The 17,569-nt window shown below is 68.1% G+C and carries 12 protein-coding genes and 1 pseudogene; 11 read left to right on the top strand and 2 right to left on the bottom strand.

Features of this window, described 5'->3' with window-relative positions:
• The first annotated feature begins 19 nt into the window (after positions 1-19).
• From FQS62_RS13080 to FQS62_RS13065, 4 genes are read left to right on the top strand one after another with little or no spacing between them, the layout of a single operon-like run.
• Positions 20-796, top strand: coding sequence for a helix-turn-helix domain-containing protein (locus FQS62_RS13080; protein ID WP_208043069.1), 777 nt, complete (start codon positions 20-22; stop codon positions 794-796).
• Positions 797-814: 18 nt separating this feature from the next.
• The gene (modA, locus tag FQS62_RS13075) at positions 815-1,558 is read left to right on the top strand and encodes a molybdate ABC transporter substrate-binding protein (protein ID WP_107379723.1); all 744 of its coding nucleotides are present in this window, start codon (positions 815-817) and stop codon (positions 1,556-1,558) included.
• Positions 1,559-1,561: 3 nt separating this feature from the next.
• The gene (gene modB / locus FQS62_RS13070) at positions 1,562-2,245 is read left to right on the top strand and encodes a molybdate ABC transporter permease subunit (protein WP_049447647.1); all 684 of its coding nucleotides are present in this window, start codon (positions 1,562-1,564) and stop codon (positions 2,243-2,245) included.
• The gene (locus FQS62_RS13065) at positions 2,235-2,903 is read left to right on the top strand and encodes an ATP-binding cassette domain-containing protein (RefSeq protein ID WP_208043068.1); all 669 of its coding nucleotides are present in this window, start codon (positions 2,235-2,237) and stop codon (positions 2,901-2,903) included. The genes modB and FQS62_RS13065 overlap by 11 nt, the downstream gene beginning before the upstream one ends.
• 93 nt (positions 2,904-2,996) lie before the next feature.
• Here the strand turns inward: FQS62_RS13065 and FQS62_RS13060 are convergent, their stop codons facing one another.
• Together FQS62_RS13060 and FQS62_RS13055 are read right to left on the bottom strand one after the other, a co-directional pair.
• A complete protein-coding gene (locus FQS62_RS13060; RefSeq protein ID WP_208044190.1) occupies positions 2,997-4,526 on the bottom strand; it encodes a diflavin oxidoreductase in 1,530 nt (509 codons plus the stop codon).
• On the bottom strand, positions 4,523-4,951 hold the full coding sequence (locus FQS62_RS13055) for a PAS domain-containing protein (protein WP_208044191.1): 429 nt from the start codon (positions 4,949-4,951) through the stop codon (positions 4,523-4,525). Before FQS62_RS13055 ends, FQS62_RS13060 begins: the two co-directional genes overlap by 4 nt.
• 442 nt (positions 4,952-5,393) lie before the next feature.
• On the opposite strand from FQS62_RS13055, the gene glgA reads away from it, so the two are divergent.
• From glgA to glgX, 7 genes and pseudogenes are all read left to right on the top strand, one after another.
• On the top strand, positions 5,394-6,920 hold the full coding sequence (gene glgA, locus FQS62_RS13050; protein ID WP_099589224.1) for a glycogen synthase GlgA: 1,527 nt from the start codon (positions 5,394-5,396) through the stop codon (positions 6,918-6,920).
• Positions 6,917-9,149: pseudogene (locus FQS62_RS13045) on the top strand (1,4-alpha-glucan branching enzyme). Before glgA ends, FQS62_RS13045 begins: the two are co-directional and overlap by 4 nt.
• Entirely contained in the window at positions 9,146-10,864 is a 1,719-nt protein-coding gene (gene treZ / locus FQS62_RS13040; RefSeq protein ID WP_208044193.1) for a malto-oligosyltrehalose trehalohydrolase, read from the top strand. Before FQS62_RS13045 ends, treZ begins: the two are co-directional and overlap by 4 nt.
• The gene (locus FQS62_RS13035; protein WP_208044194.1) at positions 10,861-12,705 is read left to right on the top strand and encodes a 4-alpha-glucanotransferase; all 1,845 of its coding nucleotides are present in this window, start codon (positions 10,861-10,863) and stop codon (positions 12,703-12,705) included. The genes treZ and FQS62_RS13035 overlap by 4 nt, the downstream gene beginning before the upstream one ends.
• Positions 12,702-15,275: a malto-oligosyltrehalose synthase gene (treY, locus tag FQS62_RS13030; protein WP_154349209.1), complete on the top strand. Its 2,574-nt coding sequence runs from the start codon at positions 12,702-12,704 to the stop codon at positions 15,273-15,275. The genes FQS62_RS13035 and treY overlap by 4 nt, the downstream gene beginning before the upstream one ends.
• On the top strand, positions 15,244-15,414 hold the full coding sequence (locus FQS62_RS13025; protein ID WP_080354897.1) for a DUF2934 domain-containing protein: 171 nt from the start codon (positions 15,244-15,246) through the stop codon (positions 15,412-15,414). The genes treY and FQS62_RS13025 overlap by 32 nt, the downstream gene beginning before the upstream one ends.
• Complete coding sequence (gene glgX / locus FQS62_RS13020) at positions 15,401-17,521, top strand: glycogen debranching protein GlgX (RefSeq protein ID WP_099589229.1); 2,121 nt, start codon at positions 15,401-15,403, stop codon at positions 17,519-17,521. Before FQS62_RS13025 ends, glgX begins: the two co-directional genes overlap by 14 nt.
• Positions 17,522-17,569 lie beyond the last annotated feature (48 nt).

The following is a 17,569-nucleotide window of genomic DNA, read 5'->3' as shown; positions in this document are numbered from 1 at the left end:
TCGTTCCTGCGTCGCTGCAATGCCCCTGAACTCCTCCGCTCCGCCTGCGTCCCGACCGGCCACGCCCAATCCGGCAGCGGCCGACGACGGAGACGCGCTGCATTTCTGCAGCACCTGCGCGTTCTCCGATGCCTGCATGTCGCAGGGCTACGACAAGACCGCGCTGGGCGAACTGCATGTGCTGGTCGACCACGTCGGCCCGTTCCAGGCCGGCGACTATCTTTTCCGTGCGGGCGATCCGTTCGATTCGATCGCAGCGGTCCGCGCGGGCATGGTCAAGACCTTTGTCGATGACAGCCAGGGCAACGAGCAGGTGCTGGGTTTCAGCCTGCCGGGCGAGGTGATCGGGCTCAATGCCATCCACGGCGCGCGCTTCCCGTGCAACGCCGTGGCGCTGGACACCGTCTACCTGTGCCGGATCTCGTTCCCGCGATTGAGCCTGCTGGCCAGCCGCATGCCGGGGCTGCAGGCGCGGCTGTTCAGCCTGCTCAGCGCCGAGATCGGCAAGGTGGCCACGCTGGCCGCCAACCATCGCACCGAGGAGCGCATGGCGGCGTTCCTGCTGGATCTTTCCGAGCGCTATGCCCGGCGGGGCTTCTCGGCGACCCGATTCAACCTGAGCATGGCCCGCACCGATATCGCCAACTACCTGCGGATGGCGCCGGAGACGGTGAGCCGCGTGCTGCGCCGTTTGAGCGAAGAGGGTGTGATTGCGGTGAACCAACGTGAGATGCTGTTGCTGGACCCGGACCGGCTGGCGGAACTGGCCGTAGCCCGGGACGCCGGACTGGACTGATCAGGCAGAGGGCTGGGTATGAAGCGAGCGGCATTGTTGTTGCTGGGACTGCTGGCCACGGTGCCGGCCTGGGCGGCTGAGCTGACGGTGTCGGCGGCATCGAGCCTGACCGAGAGCTTCCGCGAACTCGGCACTGCCTATGAGAAGGCGCACCCGGGAACCAGGGTCGATTTCAACTTCGCCGCGTCGGGCGTACTGCTGCAGCAGATCAGCCGCGGCGCGCCGGTGGATGTGTTCGCGTCGGCCGATGAAACCACGATGGACCAGGCCCAGCAGCAGAATCTGCTGGCTTCGGGTACCCGCGAGGTGTTCGCGGTGAACGCGCTGTGGGTGGTGGTGCCGCCGCAGGCCAAGGCCGCGCCGCGCACCTTGAAGGACCTGGCCGGTGCCGGTGTGCAGCGCGTTGCGCTGGGCAACCCGGACAGCGTGCCGGTCGGCCGCTATGCCAAGAGTGCGCTGGAAGCGGCAGGCCTGTGGCCGTCGGTGCAGGGCAAGACCATTACCACCCAGAACGTTCGCCAGTCGCTGGATTACGTGGCGCGCGGTGAAGTGGACGCCGGCTTCGTCTATGCCACCGATGCGCAGGCGATGCCCGACCGGGTGCGCCGCGCCTTTGCGGTGCCGGTGTCTGGGCGCATTGCCTATCCGCTGGCCGTGGTCAAGGCCAGCTCACAGCAGGCGGAAGCCAAGCGCTTCACCGCCTTCGTGCGTTCGGCACAGGGCCAGGCGATCCTGGCCAAACACGGGTTCGGCAAGCCCTGAGGCATGGATCTGGACTGGAGCGCATTGGGGTTGTCGCTGAAGGTGGCCGGCTGGGCCACCGCGATCAATCTGGTGCTGGGCGTGGCACTGGGCGCGCTGCTGGCGCGTCGGCGCTTTCCCGGCCGTGAGCTGCTGGATTCGCTTCTGACCCTGCCGATGGTGCTGCCACCGACGGTGCTGGGCTATTACCTGCTGGTGCTGATCGGCCGCAACGGCCCGATCGGCGCGTGGCTGCAGTCGTGGTTCGGTATCAACCTGGTGTTCACCTGGCAGGCGGCGGTGATCGCCGCGGCAGTGGCTTCGCTGCCGCTGGTGTTCAAGCCGGCGCGCGCGGCGTTCGAAGAAGTGGACGGGCAGTTGGAACAAGCCGCACGCACGCTCGGTGTGTCCGAAGCCGCGGTGTTCTTCCGCGTCACGCTGCCACTGGCCTGGCGTGGCATTCTTGCCGGTCTGTTGCTGGCGTTTGCACGCGCGATGGGCGAGTTCGGCGCGACGCTGATGGTGGCTGGCAGTATTCCTGGCCGCACGCAGACGCTGTCGATCGCCATCTACGAGGCGGTGCAGGCCGGTCAGGATGGCAAGGCCAACGCGCTGGTGATCCTGACCTCGGTGGTCTGCATCGTGATCCTGTTGCTGGCTGCGCGGCTGGTGGGCGGACCTCGCCGGGAGCTGCGAGATGTGGCTTGACCTGCAGGTGCAGCGTCGCCTGCTGGCAGCAGGCCAGGAATTCGTGCTGGATGTCGCGCTGCAGTGCACGCAGCGCCAGGTGGTGCTGTTCGGGCCCTCGGGCGCGGGCAAGAGCCTGACCCTGAAGGCGGTGGCCGGGCTGCTGCGGCCGGGGCAGGGGCATGTACGGCTGCAGGGGCAGACCCTGTTCGATGCGGCCACCGGCGTGGATCTGCCGCCGCAGCGCCGCCGGCTGGGCTATGTCTTTCAGGACTACGCATTGTTCCCGCACCTGAGCGTGCGCCAGAACGTGGCGTTCGGGCTGGAGCGCGGCTGGTTCAATCCATTGCGCAGCCGGCGCATCGATGCGGTGGAGCAGTGGTTGCACGCATTCCGCATCGACACGGTGGGCGATCTGCTGCCGTCGCAGGTATCGGGTGGCCAACGTCAGCGTACCGCCCTGGCGCGGGCTTTGGTGACCCAGCCACAGGCGCTGCTGCTGGATGAGCCGTTCTCCGCTCTGGACCACGACCTGCGCCAGCACCTGCGCCAGGAGCTGGAGGCGGTGCTGGACAAGACCGGGATCCCGTTGCTGTTGATCAGCCACGATCCACAGGATGTGGCGATGTTCGGTCAGCAGGTGGCGCGCGTGGTGGATGGTCGCATCGTCGGTGGTTGAGCTGCGGTTGTAGAGCCGAGCCCATGCTCGGCTGCTGTTGGCGGTGTCGCGAAAAGCAGCCGAGCATGGGCTCGGCTCTACAGGATCAACAGATCAATACAACTCACAGTGCGTGCGACCTTCGCCCCGCAGCGCGTCCCAGTGCCCTTCGCCACCGATGGCATCGATGGCTTCGCGCACCGCGCTTTCCAGGTGGCGCTTGTTGCCGCACAGGTACAGATGCCCGCCGCGGGCCAGGACATCGCGCACTTCGCTGGCGCGCTGTTGCAGCACATGCTGCACATAGACCTTTTCCGCGCCGTCGCGCGAGAACGCAGTATGCAGGCTGGTCAGCACGCCACGCGTGTGCCAGTCCTGCAGCTGTTCCCTGTAGAGGTAGTCGTGCTGGCTGTGCTTCTCGCCGAATACCAGATGCACCTCGCGCTCGTGGGCGTTGGCCTGCAGTTCCTGCATCAGGCCCATCAACGGTGCAATGCCGGTACCGGTGCCGACCAGCAGCAGCGGTGCCTCGCCGGTATCGGGCAGGTGGAAGCCGGGGTTGGAGCGGCAGTACACACGGGCATGGTCGCCGCCATGCAGCAGGCTGCCGGTGGCAGTACCGAAGCGCTCGCGGCCGCGCAGGCTGTAGCGCACTTCGCGCACGCACAGGCTCAGCTGGTCGTCACACGGGTGCGAGGCGATGGAATAGGCACGCGGCAGCCGCGGTGACAGCAGTTCGCGCAGCCGGGCAAGCGGCACGCTGTCCGGGGTGGCGTGGTCCTGCAGCACGTCCAGCAGGTCCAGGCCGTGCAGGTAGGCGTCCAGCTCGCGCTTCTGCTTGACCTTCAACAGGCCCTTCAGTGTCTCGCTGCCGCCGAGCCTGGCCAGTTCGCGCAGCACGCCCTTGCTCAGCAGGCGCAGCTCCCGATCATGCAGGGCGGCCACGGCGGCGGTGTCACCATACCAAGCGGCCAATGCCTGCAGCAGGGCAGGGTCGTTCTCGGGCACCACGTGCAGGGTGTCGCCCGCGCGGTAGGCCATGCCGCTGCCGGCAATGTCCAACTGCAGGTGCCACGCCGCCGGGTCGCTGCTGTTCAAGCGGCGGCGTTCGAGAATAGGCGCGGCAAAGGCATTGTCTTCGCCATAAGCGGTGACCTGCAGGTGCAGATCCTGGCCAGCGTTGAGGTCGCCATCCAACACCTGGCCCAGCACCGGCTGCCATTGCTGGAAGAACTGCTCGTAGCCCAGGTCGGCATCCACGCGGCGCAGCAGTGGCTGCGCCTGGCGCTCGCGCAGGGCGGCATCCAGCGCCTTGGTAAAGCCGCAGAAGCTCGGGTAGCCGGTGTCACCAAGGCCGAACACCGCATAGCGCAGACCGCTCAGCGTTGGGGTCTGGCGTAGCGTTGCGAAGAACTGCTCGCCGTTGGCTGGCGGCTCGCCATCGCCGAACGAGCTGGAGATCGCCAGCAGCACATCGCCGTGGCCGAGACTGGCCACGTCGATGTCGTTGAACGGGAGCACCTGCGGCGCGTGCGGCTGCAGGTCCGCGCCCAGGCGCTGGGCCAGGGCGCGGGCATTGCCCGACTCGGACGCGAAACCCACCAGCAGGCGGCTGAAGGGCGTACTGGTCGGGACGGCGTTCACGCGGCCTCGTAGAAGTCGTCGAACTTTTCCTTGCTGAACTCGACCAGGTCGTAGTTCTGCATCAGGTCGTTCACCACGCGGCGGATGCTGATGTACGAAGTGATGTTGCCATCGGCGTCGAACAGCGGCTGCACGGTCGTGTCGACCACGTAGAGCACGCCGTCCTTTCCAAGGTTGGGCACGATGCCGGTCCAGGTCTTGCCGGCCTTGATGGTGTCCCACATGTCCTTGTAGACGGCCTTGGGAACATCCGGATGGCGCACGATGCTGTGCGGCTGGCCGATCAGTTCCTCGCGGGCGAAGCCGGTGAGCGTGCAGAACAGGTCGTTGGCGTAGGTGATGTTGCCCTGCAGGTCGGTGGTGGAGATCACCATGACGTTCTGCATCGCGTTCAGCAGCTGGGCGTTGTCGGGGGTGTAGCTCATCGCAGGGTCCTTGTGGATGCCGGCCGCGCCGGCGTGTTCGGGTCCTGCATAGGAATACGCCCGCGCGGCGGCGGGCGGTTTGACATTGGTCAAGCGCGTGGCGCGAAGGCCTGCGACCGGGTGTCGCAGGGAGAATCTCCGTAGCGCCGAGCCCATGCTCGGCTCACGCGGCAAACGGGATTGCCAGCAGCCGAGCGTGGGCTCGGCTCTACATGAGAGGCACGGGCGGGAGGCGGGTAGACGTCATGTGTACTGAGCTCATGACGTGTTGTCACAAAGAAATCGCCATGGCTTCACGGTTGATTGATCGCATGCAGGGCTATTGTCGTCCTGAGCCTCTCGCTGACGTCCCCCACGTCCTGCGTCGACTTCCTCCCCACCATCAGCGCCCATCAGGGCGCCGCTGGCGTCCGTCTGCCTGAAATACCCGAGAGACCCTCCCATGGCCAGCGCTGTCCAGTCCGCTTCATCTGTTGCGACCTCTTCCGGTTCGCTGGTGCCGATCGGCACCCGCCGTGGCCACTCGCAACCATTGCAGCTGCCGGCACTGGTACAGCGCGTGTTGTTCGTCGCCACCGAGATGGCCGACTTCATCAAGGCCGGAGGCCTGGGCGACGTGGCCGCAGCCCTGCCGCGTGCGGTACGCGGCGCCTGTGATTCGCGCGTGCTGCTGCCCGGCTACCCGGAGGTACTGCAGCGCCTGCCACAGCTGCAGCGGGTGGGGCAGGTCAGCTCGCGGGCCGGCTTGCCAGCGTGCACGATCGGCATGGCGGTGCAGGCAGACGGTCTTCCGATCTATGTGCTGCTCTCGCCTGAGCTGTACGAGCGTGAAGGATCGCCCTACGTCGACGGGCAGGGCCAGGAGTGGAAGGACAACGCGGTTCGCTTCGCCACGCTCTCACACGCGGCCGCGGAGATCGCGGCCGGGCGTGCCGGGCTGGACTGGTCGCCGCAGCTGCTGCACCTGAACGACTGGCCCGTGGCGCTGGCTGCGGCATACGTGCGCTGGGACCGGACAGCCGTGCCGACCCTGCTGACCATCCACAACCTGGCTTACCAGGGGCTGTTTCCGTACGCGCTTGCCCCTGCGCTGGGCGTACCGGCCGAACACCTGGATGAGCTTCACTTCCACGGGCAGATGTCGTTCCTGCAGGGCGGGATCACCAATGCCACGCGCCTGAACACGGTCAGCCTGCGCTACGCGCAGCAGATCACTGCCCCGGACGATGGTTGCGGGTTGCACGACCTGTTGGCGCGCCGAGCGGCTGGTGGCCACCTCAGCGGCATCGTCAACGGCATCGACGCCAGCTGGGACCCGCGTCGTGACATCCACCTCAAGGCCCACTTCGGCATTGGTGAGTGGACCGGTCGTGCCACCAATGCGCACGCGGTGCGCAGTGCATTCGGCCTGGCGCCCTCCGCTGGCCCGCTGTTCGCGGTGGTCTCCCGCCTGGTGCACCAGAAGGGCCTGGACATCACCTGCGACGTGGCGCCACAGATCGTGGCGGCCGGCGGCCAGCTGGTCATCATCGGAGGCGGCGAGCCGCAGGTGGAAGCACAGGTGCAGGCGCTCGCCCGGCGCTACCCTGGACGGGTGGGCGCATTCATCGGCTTCGAAGAGGCGCTGGCCCGCCAGATGTTTGCCGGCGCCGACTTCCTGCTGATGCCTTCGCGTTTCGAACCCTGCGGGCTGAGCCAGATGTACGCGCAGCGCTTCGGCTGCCTGCCCATCGCGCACGCGACCGGCGGCTTGGTGGATACCGTCGAGGATGGCGTGACCGGATTCCTGTTCCACGGCGCCAATGCTGATGGCCTGCGCCGTTGCGTGGAACGGGCGATGCGCACCTTCCGCCTGCCGGGCCTGCTGCAGGCCATGCGCCGCGCCGCCATGCTCCGGCCAGGTGGCTGGGATGCGGCGGGGCGTGCGTATCTGGCGCTGTACCAGCAGACTTGCCAGGTGGCCGCATGAGCCACGACAGCCTGCATCCGGCCAGCCTTGACGACCAAGCCATGGTGGGCGCCGGACTGGACGAGCGCGCGGCGCCGGCATTGGAAGACCTTGTCCATGCACGACCTGCCGATGCATTTGCCTGGCTCGGGCCGCATCAACAACCGGATGGCCAGCGACAGCTGCGCGTACTGGTTCCCCATGCGCATCGCGTGGAGGTGATTGCGGGCCCGGAGCGGCGCTGGGGTCTGCAGCCGGGCCCTTTGCCCGGGCTGTTCGAGGGGCCGGCTGGCGAAGCGCCTGTGCCGCTGCTCGCTGCATTTCGAGCAGGGTGTGGAGCAGGTGCACGATGCGTATTCCTTCGGCCCGCTGCTGGACGAGGCGCTTCTGCAGCGCTTTCATGCCGGTGATGCTGAAGCGGCGCGGCAGCTGGGTGCGGTGCCGACGCAGGTGCAGGGCATTGCGGGCGTGCGCTTCGCGGTGTGGGCGCCCAATGCCCGGCGGGTCGCCGTGGTTGGCGATTTCAACGGGTGGGACGGCCGACGCCATCCGATGCGGCTGCGTCACACCGCCGGCGTGTGGGAGCTGTTCCTGCCGGGCGTGCAGGCCGGTGCCCGTTACAAATTCCGCATCGTCGGTGCCGACGGCCGGGTGATGCCCGATAAGTTCGATCCGATGGCGCGCTGGGCCGAGCTGCCACCGGCGACAGCATCGCGGGTGCCTTCGGCTGTGCCGATGCAGTGGCACGATGACGCATGGCTGGCGGCCCGCCGCCAGGCCGGAACCCGCGCACCGCTGTCGATCTACGAAGTGCATGCGGGCTCCTGGCAGCGCAGCGACGAGGGTGCGCCGCTGGACTGGGATGCCCTGGCCGAGCGGTTGATTCCGTACGTGGCCGGGCTTGGCTTCACCCATATCGAGCTGTTGCCGGTGAGCGAACATCCCTTCGGCGGTTCCTGGGGCTATCAGCCGCTGGGGATCTACGCGCCGACGGCACGCCATGGCACCCCGCAGGCCTTCGCACGCTTCGTGGACCGCTGTCACCAGGCCGGCGTGGGAGTGATCGTGGACTGGGTGAGCGCGCACTTCCCCAACGATGCGCATGGCCTGGCCGGGTTCGATGGCACCGCGCTGTACGAGCATGCCGATCCGCGCGAAGGGGTGCACGCCGACTGGGACACGTTGATCTACAACTATGGCCGCAACGAAGTGGCCGCCTACCTGATCGGCAGCGCATTGGAGTGGGTGGAGCGCTTCCACATCGACGGTCTGCGCGTGGATGCAGTGGCCTCGATGCTGTACCGGGATTACAGCCGTGCCGAGGGGGAGTGGATACCCAACGAGCAGGGCGGACGCGAGAACCTGCAGGCGGTCGCGTTCCTGCGGCGGATGAACCAGGCGCTGCGCGAGCGCTTTCCGGACGTGCTGGTGATCGCCGAGGAATCCACCGCATGGCCGGGGGTGACCGCGCCGGTGGAGGAGGGTGGGCTTGGCTTCACCCACAAATGGAACATGGGCTGGATGCACGACACCCTGCAGTACCTGGGGCGCGACCCGGTCCATCGCCCGCATCACCACAGCGAGATCAGCTTCGGCCTGGTCTACGCCTTCTCCGAACGGTTCGTGCTGCCGCTGTCCCACGACGAGGTGGTGCACGGCAAGGGGGCGCTGCTGGCCAAGATGGCCGGCGAGCCGGCGCAGCGGCTGGCCCAGCTGCGCGCGTACTACGGTTTCATGTGGGCGCACCCGGGCAGCAAACTGCTGTTCATGGGCGGCGAGTTCGGCCAGGGCCATGAGTGGTCGCACGATGCGGCACTGGACTGGGCACAGGCGGCCAGCGGTGAGGGCCGGGGTCTGTCCCGCCTGGTGGGCGACCTCAATGCCGTGCTGCGCGCCGAACCTGCGTTGCATCGCGACGAACGCGACGAACGCGGTTTCGACTGGAGCGTGGCGGACGACAGCCGCAACAGCGTCTATGCCTTCGTCCGCCGGGATCCTGCCGGCAGCGGCCGCACCCTGCTGGTGGTGAGCAACTTCACCCCGGTGCAGCGCGACGGGTACCGGGTAGGCGTGCCGCAACCGGGGCGTTGGACTGAACGTCTGAACACCGACAGCGGGTATTACGGTGGCGACAATGTGGGAAACCTCGGCGCGGTGCTTACCGAGCCGAGTGCGATGCATGGTCACGCCCAGTCGCTGCGGCTGACCCTGCCGCCGCTGTCTACGCTGTACCTGCAGGTTGATGCATGACCACAGTGGCCCCTCGCCTGGGCGCATGGCCGGTGGCCGGCGAAGAGGTGGAGTTCCGCGTGTGGGCGCCGGACGTGGACGCGGTGGCGCTGTGCCTGCAGGGCGCCCAGCGGCCGATGCAGCGCGACCGGGATGGCTGCCACTGGCTGCGAACGCCAGCGTCGCATGGCGACCGGTACCGTTTCCGCCTGCCGTCCGGCCAGGACGTACCCGACCCGGCCTCGCGCTGGCAGCCGGACGGCATCGATGGCGACAGCGCGGTGGTGCTGGGCATAGATGGAGCACGGCCCACGTGGCAGGGGCATGCCTGGCAGGACCTGGTGATCTGTGAAGTGCATATCGAAGCGGGCGGCGGCTTCGCGGCGTTGACCGCGCAGCTGCCGATGCTGGCGGCCCTGGGTATCACCGCCATTGAACTGATGCCGGTCGCGCAGTTCCCCGGCCAGCGCAACTGGGGCTACGACGGCGTGTTTCCCTACGCGCCGGCGCATGCCTACGGCGGGCCGGCAGCCTTGAAGGCCTTTGTCGACGCCGCGCATTCGGCCGGGCTTTCCGTGCTGCTGGATGTGGTCTACAACCACTTCGGGCCGCAGGGGAACCGTCTGCGCGACTACGCACGGGGGTTCTTCCGTGACGACCGCACCACCCCTTGGGGCGAGGCCATCGACTTCCGCCAGCCATGGGTGCGGCGGTTCTTCGTCGACAATGCGTTGATGTGGTTGCGCGATTACGGCTTCGATGGCCTGCGCCTGGATGCGGTGCATGCCATTGACGACGACCGGTTCCTGCAGCAGCTGGCCGATGAGGTACGCGCGACGGTGCCGCAGGCGCACCTGGTGTTGGAGAACGAACGCAACCAGGTGCGGTGGCTGCGCGGCGCCTATCAGGGGCAGTGGAACGACGACTTCCACAACGCGCTGCATGTGATGCTGACCGGCGAGCAGGAAGGCTATTACGCGGCCTATGCCGGGCGCGCCGAAGCACTGCTGGCGCGCTGCCTGGCCGAAGGATTCGCCTGGCAGGGCGAACCGGATCTGCATGGCCATCCCCGCGGCGAACCGAGCGCCGACCTGTCGCCCGCGCGTTTCGTGGTGTTCGCGCAGAACCATGACCAGGTGGGCAACCGTGCCTTCGGCGAGCGCCTGTCGATGCTGGTCGATCCCGCGCCGCTGCGCGCGGCACTGGCCCTGACCCTGCTGACGCCGATGATCCCGCTGCTGTTCATGGGTGAACCCTGGCAGGCGCAATCGCCATTCCTGTTCTTCACCGACTACGCGCCGCCGCTGGACGAGGCGGTGCGCGAAGGGCGTCGCCACGAATTCGCGGGTTTCAGCGCCTTTGCCGATGTCGCCTCGCGCGAGCGCATTCCCGACCCGAACGACCCGGCGACCCTGCAGGCCTCGTACACGCTGCCACCCGGCGATGATCCCTGGTCGCAGCACTGGCTGCGCTGCACGGGTGAGTTCCTCGGCCTGCGCAGGCGCTATCTGCAGCGTGGCCTGCTGCAGGCGCGGTCGCTGGGTGCACGCGTGCTGGGCGAGGGCGCGGTGCAGGCGGGCTGGCAGCTGCCGTCAGGCCAGTGGTGGATTGCGATCAATGTGGGGCCATCGCCAGTGGCGCACGCGATGCCGGCCGGCGAGTGCGTTGTGGGGCCGGACGCGGCCGGGGTGCTGCCGGCAGGCGGCGGTGTGCTTGCCTGCTGGGTCGCCGCATGAATACGGATGCGACGGTGCGGGACGCGGCACGCCGTGCGGGCCTTCTGGTTCGCTGGACCGACGTGGCTGGTGCCGAGCGCGAGGTTGCGCCGGACGTCCTGCGCGCCGTGCTGGCGGAGTTCGCGTGCGACGGTGCGCCGGTGGACCACCCGTTGCTCACCGCCTGCTGTGGTCAGCTCCTGGCCCTGCCTGCGGCAACGGGAGCGGCGTGCTGGGTGGATGAGCAGGGCACAGAGTTGCCTGCACGTGCGGATGCGCAAGGGCGCTGGCGCGTGCCGGATCAACCAGGCTATTGGCAGTGGCGCCAGGGCGGTCAGCAACAGGCGGTTGCGGTAGCACCGCAGCGTGCCTGGTGGCCGCAGGGCATGCTGCGCGGCTGGGGCCTGTCGGCGCAGGTCTACAGCCTGCGCGCGCCCGGTGATGCCGGCATCGGTGACAGCGCCGGCTGTGCGCGATGGAGCGAGCTGCTGCACCGTCACGGGGGCGATGCACTGGCATTGAGTCCGCTGCACGCCGGCCTGCCACCGGGCCCGGGCTACAGTCCTTACTCGCCCAGCGACCGGCGCTGGCTCGATCCGCTGCAGGTGTCGCTGCCGCAGGTATTGCCGGAGGCTGCCAGCAGCGTGTTGCGCGAGGACGAAGCACTGGCGACGGCCGTCGAAGCGGGTACCGCAGCACGCCGCATCGACTGGCCGAACTCGGCGGCAGTGAAGTGGCGCTGGCTGCGGCAGGTACACCAATGGCTTCGGCTGCAGGTGCCAGCGCAGTACGCGCAGATCGAAAGCTGGCGTGCCGCGCAGGGCGATCCGCTGCGGAACTATTGCCAGCATGCCGCCGACCGGTTCACCGGCGGCGCGGACGACCATGCGTTTGCGCAGTGGCTGGCACAGCAGGGCTGGGCACAGGTGCAGGATGCGCTACGCAACGATGGCGCGTCGATCGGACTGATCGCGGATCTGGCGGTGGGTTGCGCGCCGCAGGGCGTCGAAGCCCGGACCGGCGGCGACCATCTGCTGCAGGACCTTGAACTGGGCGCGCCGCCGGATGCATTCAATCCGCTGGGCCAGGCCTGGGGTATCACCAGCTGGTCACCTTCTGCGCTGCAGCGCGAGGGGTTTGAACCGTTCATCCGCGTGCTGCGCGCCGTGATGGCTGGCCGTGGCGGGCTGCGCATCGATCACGTCCTCGGCCTGCAGCGGCTGTGGGTACTTCCCCGCGGCGCAGGCGCCGGGCAGGGCGTATACCTGCGCTACCCGTTCGATGATCTGATCAACCTGCTGGTTCTGGAATCGTGGCGCCATCGCTGTGTGCTGATCGGTGAGGACCTTGGCGTGGTTCCTCCGGGTATCCGCCAGCGACTGGCCGCCCGTGGCGTGCTGGGGCTTGAGGTGCTCCCGTTCGCCCGCAACGGCGAGCGCTTCCTGCCGGCGCCACGTTGGCGCCGCGATGCGGTGGCCATGCCCTCCACCCATGATCTGCCACCGCTGGCCGGCTGGCTGCGCGGGCGCGACCTGCGCTGGCGTGCACGCCTGGGTGAGCTGACGGAGTTCCCCGCGGCGCTGCACGCGCGTGCCAGTGAAGTGCAGGCGCTGTCCGCAGTCGCCCGGGGCGAGGGCGCGACGCTGGAAGCACGTGCGCTGTCACTGGTGGCGCACGCACCTTCACGGTTGGCGTTGCTGCCGCTGGAAGATGCGCTGGGCAGCCGCGCGCAGGTGAACCTGCCCGGTACCGTCAACGGCCACCCCAACTGGCGCCGTCGGTTGCCGCTGGCGTGGGACAAGGACGCGGCCGACGCGCGTATTGCCCGATTCAGCGCCACGCGGCGGAAGGTGAGGCGATGACCGGGTTGCGTGCCACTGCCCGCCTGCAGTTGCAGGCAGGCTTCAACTTCGAGGCTGCCTCGGCGCAGCTTCCGTACTACGCCGCGCTGGGCGTCAGTCACCTCTACCTGTCACCGATCGCTGCTGCGATGCCGGGGTCCACGCATGGCTACGATGGCATTGATCCGGCCAGCATCAATCCGGACCTGGGCGGCGAAGCGGGCTTCCTGCAGCTGGCGACAAGGGCGCGCTCGCATGGCATGGGCCTGATCCTGGACATCGTGCCCAACCACCTGGCGGCGTCCCCGCATACGCCGTGGTGGAGCGATGTGCTGCTGCACGGGCGTCGAAGCCCCCACGCAGGGTGGTTCGACATCGAATGGGAGGCGCCGGACTGCGAGGGTCGGCTCTGGCTGCCCGTATTGGACCGGCCATTGCACGACGCCGTGCGCGATGGGGTGGTGCACGTGGTGGTGGACAACGCGCGGCCCGTGCTGCGCCACCGTGGGCTGGCATTGCCCTTGTCGCCGCGCAGCCATCCGCTGGCACCCGCGCAGTGGCCAGCCTGGGCCGAGCGCTGCAACCGCAGCGTGGAGCGGTTGCACGCGCTGCTGCAGCGGCAGCATTACCGGCTGGCCTGGTGGCGCACGGCGGGTGACCGGGTGAACTACCGGCGCTTCTTCGACATCAACGAGCTGGCCGCGTTGCGGGTGGAGCGCGACGATGTGTTCGAGGCGGTGCATGCACTGCCCCTGCGGCTGGTACGCGAGGGCTGGGTGGACGGCCTGCGCATTGACCACGTGGATGGCCTGTCGTCACCCGGTGCCTATCTGCAACGCCTGCGGGCGTCGCTCGACGCGGCCTGCGCGGCCGGCGGTCGTGACGCACAGGCAGTGAGCGTGCATGTGGAGAAGATACTGGCGGAGGACGAACAGCTGCCCGATGGCTGGGCCTGCGACGGCACGACCGGCTATGACTTCATGGACCAGGTCGGCGCGTGGCTGCATGATCCGGCAGCTGCCCCCGTGCTCTCCCGCGCCTGGCAAGCGGCGAGTGGCGACGCGCGCAGCTTTGACGACCTGCAGCAGGATGCCCGCGGCATGCTGCTGCGCACGTCGCTTCACGCCGACTTCCAGCGACTGCTGCGCAGCGCGCAGCAGGTGCTGCAGCCCCGGCTGGCCGAAGCCGATATCGGAGCCGCTGCGCTGGCCCGTGCATTGGCTGCGCTGCTGCGGCACTACCGTACCTACCGCCCCTATTCGCTGCAGGGTGCGGGTGAACGAAAGGCGCTGGTGGACGCCGCCGCGTCGGCACGCGAGGCACTGGACGGTGCGGCACGTGTGGCGCTGGATCTGCTGCTGCGGGCACTTCCGGGCGACGCGCTGGCCGATAGCGCGCTGCGCGTGCGCTTCGGTCAACTGGCCGCGCCGTTGAATGCCAAGTCGGTGGAAGATACCGGGTTCTATCGCTATTTCAGGCTGCTGTCGCGCAACGAAGTCGGAAGTGATCCGCAGCGGTTGGGCATGGAGGGACGAGAGCTGCTGGAACACGCAGTGGGACGCCTGCAGCGCCATCCGCGGGCATTGCTTGCGCTGGCGACCCACGATCACAAGCGCGGGGCCGACAGCCGCGCGCGGCTGGCGGTGCTCAGCACCTGCACGACGGACTGGCGTGCCGCGGTACAGCGCTGGGGCCGGATGACGGCCAAGGCCGGGATGCCGATGCCGTTGCCGGGCGCGGAGGCATATGCGCTGTGGCAGGCGCTCGTTGCGGCGTGGCCGATGCACGGCGCCCCGGGCGCTGACTTCGCATCGAGGATGGAGCAGTGGCTGATCAAGGCGTTGCGTGAGGGCAAACGGGTCAGCAGCTGGTCCGATCCGAACGTGGCGGTGGAGGAGGCCGCCGCGCAGTGGCTGCACGCGCTTCTGGATGCAGCACCATTGCAGCCGGTGCGGCAGGCGCTGGCGACGTTCGTGGCGCGCATTGCGCCGGCCGGCGCCTGCAACGGCCTGGCACAGCTGTGCTTGCAGCACTGCCTGCCCGGCGTGCCCGACCTCTACCAGGGCGGAGAAGGCTGGGACCTGAGCCTGGTGGACCCGGACAACCGGCGTGCCGTGGACTATCCAGTGCGGCAGGCGTGGCTGCGTGATACGCGCGGGTGGCCCGCCCTGCTGGAGGACTGGCGGGACGGTGGCATCAAGGCATTTCTGCTCAGGCGCTTGCTGGAGTGCCGCCGCAGGCACCCGCAGCTGTTCCTGCGCGGCCAACTGCAGTCACTGTCCCTGCCTGCGCGCTCGCCCTGGCTGGCGTTCACGCGCAGGCATGAGGCGCAGGTGCTGCTGGTGATCATGCGGCGTGGTTCGCCCACCGCCATGCGCGGTCCCGGCCTGCACACGGCGCACGACGTCGGTACCGGCGTGACGCTGCGCGGGCTGCCAGCAGGCCCCATGCGCAACCTGCTGGACGGGCGCATCGAGCATTTCAACGCGACCGCGGATGTGGGCAGGCTTCTGGCTGACAGCCCGCTGGCGATATGGATCAACGAGGAGACAGGTAGGGATGGACAGCAGGGAACGACGGCAGCGGATTGAGGCACTGGCCCACCAGATCTGGGAAGCAGAAGGGCGCCCGGATGACCAGCAGCAGCGGCACTGGCACATGGCCGAGCGGCTGGTGGAAGCCGAGATTGCTGCGGCGCGCGGCGAGGAGGGAAGCGATGGCCAGCCGTAAATGGGCACAGACCTCGCGCGTGCGCGAAGGGCGGCCTTTCCCGCTGGGTGCAACCTGGGACGGGCTGGGCGTGAACTTTGCGCTGTACTCGCGCCATGCCACCCGGGTGGAGCTCTGCCTGTTCGACGCGCGCAACCGGGAAGTCGAGCGGATCGCCCTGCCTGAGTACACCAACGAAATCTGGCACGGCTACCTGCCCGACGTGCGGCCCGGGCAGCGCTACGGCTACCGGGTGCATGGCCCGTATGCGCCGGAGGAGGGCCATCGCTTCAATCCCAACAAGTTGTTGTTGGATCCCTACGCCAAGCAGATCGTTGGCGAGCTGAAATGGGCGCCACACCTGTTCGGCTACACCCTCGGTCATCGCGATGGCGACCTCAGCTTCGACCGTCGCGACAGCGCCAGCTACATGCCCCGTTGCGCCGTGATCGATCCCGCCTTCAGCTGGGGCGCCGAGCGTGCGCCTGCCACGCCTTGGGACCGCACCGTGATCTACGAGGCGCACGTGCGCGGGTTGACCATGCAACACCCCGGTGTTCCGCAGGCCGAGCGTGGCACATTCTCCGCGCTGCGCCATGATGCGCTGGTCGACCATCTCAGCGGCCTGGGCGTGACCGCCATCGAGCTGCTGCCGGTACATGCCTATGTGGATGACCAGCAGCTGCTCGAGCGTGGCCTGCGCAACTACTGGGGGTACAACACCATTGGCTTTTTCGCGCCGCAACCACGCTATCTGTCGCTGGATACGGTGGCCGAGTTCAAGCAGATGGTCGCGCGGCTGCACAATGCTGGGATCGAGGTCATCCTGGACGTGGTCTACAACCACACCGCCGAGGGCAACGAACTGGGGCCCACGCTGTCGTTCAAGGGCATCGACAATGCCAGCTACTACCGATTGGCCGATGATCGCCGCTATTACATCAACGATACCGGTACCGGCAACACGTTCGATCTGACCAATGCCGGCGCGCTGCGCATGGTGATGGACTCGCTGCGCTACTGGGTGACCGAGATGCGGGTGGATGGGTTCCGTTTCGACCTGGCCACCATCCTCGGCCGCGAGCGGCATGGCTTCGACGCCTCGGGCAGCTTCCTTGATGCGGTACGCCAGGATCCTATCCTGAGCCAGGTGAAGCTGATTGCCGAGCCATGGGACATCGGTCCGGGCGGCTATCAACTCGGGCAGTTCCCGCCGGGCTGGGCGGAATGGAATGACCGCTTCCGTGATACGGTGCGCGCGCTGTGGCGCGGCGATGGCGGCCAGCTGCCGGAATTCGCCACGCGTTTCACCGGCTCGGCCGACCTGTTCGAACACCATGGCAGGCGACCCTCGGCCAGCATCAACCTGGTGACGGCGCACGATGGGTTCACGCTGCACGATCTGGTCAGCTACAACGATCGCCACAACGAGGCCAACGGCGAAGACAACCGTGATGGCCACTCGCACAACCTCTCCAGCAACCAGGGTGTGGAGGGCGACACCGATGATCCGGCAATGCTCTCCGTTCGCGCGCGGCAGATGCGCAATCTGCTGGCCACGCTGCTGCTGGCGCAGGGGACGCCGATGTTGCTGGCCGGCGACGAGTTCGGCCATTCGCAGCAGGGCAACAACAACGCCTACTGCCAGGACAACCCGCTGAGCTGGATCGATTGGGAGCGTGCTGCTGGGCCCGCCGCGCAGGCCCAGGTCGCCTTCGTGCGCCGCGCGCTGTCACTGCGCCGGCGTTATGGCCTGTTGCGCAGGAACCGGTTCCTCCGCGGTGAATACGATGAAGCACTGGGCCTGCGCGATATCGACTGGCGGCATCCCGATGGCCGCACGATGGAGGAGGCGGACTGGCATGATCCTGCGCTGCGGGCACTGCTGATTGTGCTGGACGGTCGAAGTCCCGACAGCGGCCTGCGCGAGCCTGGGCGGCATGTCAGCCTTGCACTGCTGCTCAACGCCGGGGAGCAGCCGCAGCGATTCTGTGTGTCAGACGACGCCCTGTCGTTCCGGCGCGTACTGCTGCAGACCGACGAAGCGCCAGTGGAGCCGGATGAGGAAGGCGCCTGGACGCTGCCGCCGCGCAGCCTGTGCCTGCTGGCGGCGAGCAGCGGCGCGTGATTGCACTGCTGCGCCACTACGGTACGCCGGGCGTTGCCCGGCGTACCG

Origin of the sequence: Stenotrophomonas sp. SBJS02 (assembly GCF_020428325.2) — a bacterium.
GTDB lineage: Bacteria > Pseudomonadota > Gammaproteobacteria > Xanthomonadales > Xanthomonadaceae > Stenotrophomonas > Stenotrophomonas africana.
Note: the sequence above shows the minus strand (reverse complement) of the source record. Positions and strands in the feature narration are given on the sequence as shown.

Bases quoted from the DNA above. Each gene is read 5' to 3' on its own strand.
- FQS62_RS13065 (WP_208043068.1), top strand. From the start codon at position 2,235: ATGTGGCTTGACCTGCAGGTGCAGCGTCGCCTGCTGGCAGCAGGCCAG.
- FQS62_RS13035 (WP_208044194.1), top strand. From the start codon at position 10,861: ATGAATACGGATGCGACGGTGCGGGACGCGGCACGCCGTGCGGGCCTT.
- FQS62_RS13080 (WP_208043069.1), top strand. From the start codon at position 20: ATGCCCCTGAACTCCTCCGCTCCGCCTGCGTCCCGACCGGCCACGCCC.
- modB (WP_049447647.1), top strand. From the start codon at position 1,562: ATGGATCTGGACTGGAGCGCATTGGGGTTGTCGCTGAAGGTGGCCGGC.
- FQS62_RS13025 (WP_080354897.1), top strand. From the start codon at position 15,244: ATGGACAGCAGGGAACGACGGCAGCGGATTGAGGCACTGGCCCACCAG.
- FQS62_RS13055 (WP_208044191.1), bottom strand. From the start codon at position 4,951: ATGAGCTACACCCCCGACAACGCCCAGCTGCTGAACGCGATGCAGAAC.
- glgA (WP_099589224.1), top strand. From the start codon at position 5,394: ATGGCCAGCGCTGTCCAGTCCGCTTCATCTGTTGCGACCTCTTCCGGT.
- glgX (WP_099589229.1), top strand. From the start codon at position 15,401: ATGGCCAGCCGTAAATGGGCACAGACCTCGCGCGTGCGCGAAGGGCGG.
- modA (WP_107379723.1), top strand. From the start codon at position 815: ATGAAGCGAGCGGCATTGTTGTTGCTGGGACTGCTGGCCACGGTGCCG.
- treZ (WP_208044193.1), top strand. From the start codon at position 9,146: ATGACCACAGTGGCCCCTCGCCTGGGCGCATGGCCGGTGGCCGGCGAA.
- treY (WP_154349209.1), top strand. From the start codon at position 12,702: ATGACCGGGTTGCGTGCCACTGCCCGCCTGCAGTTGCAGGCAGGCTTC.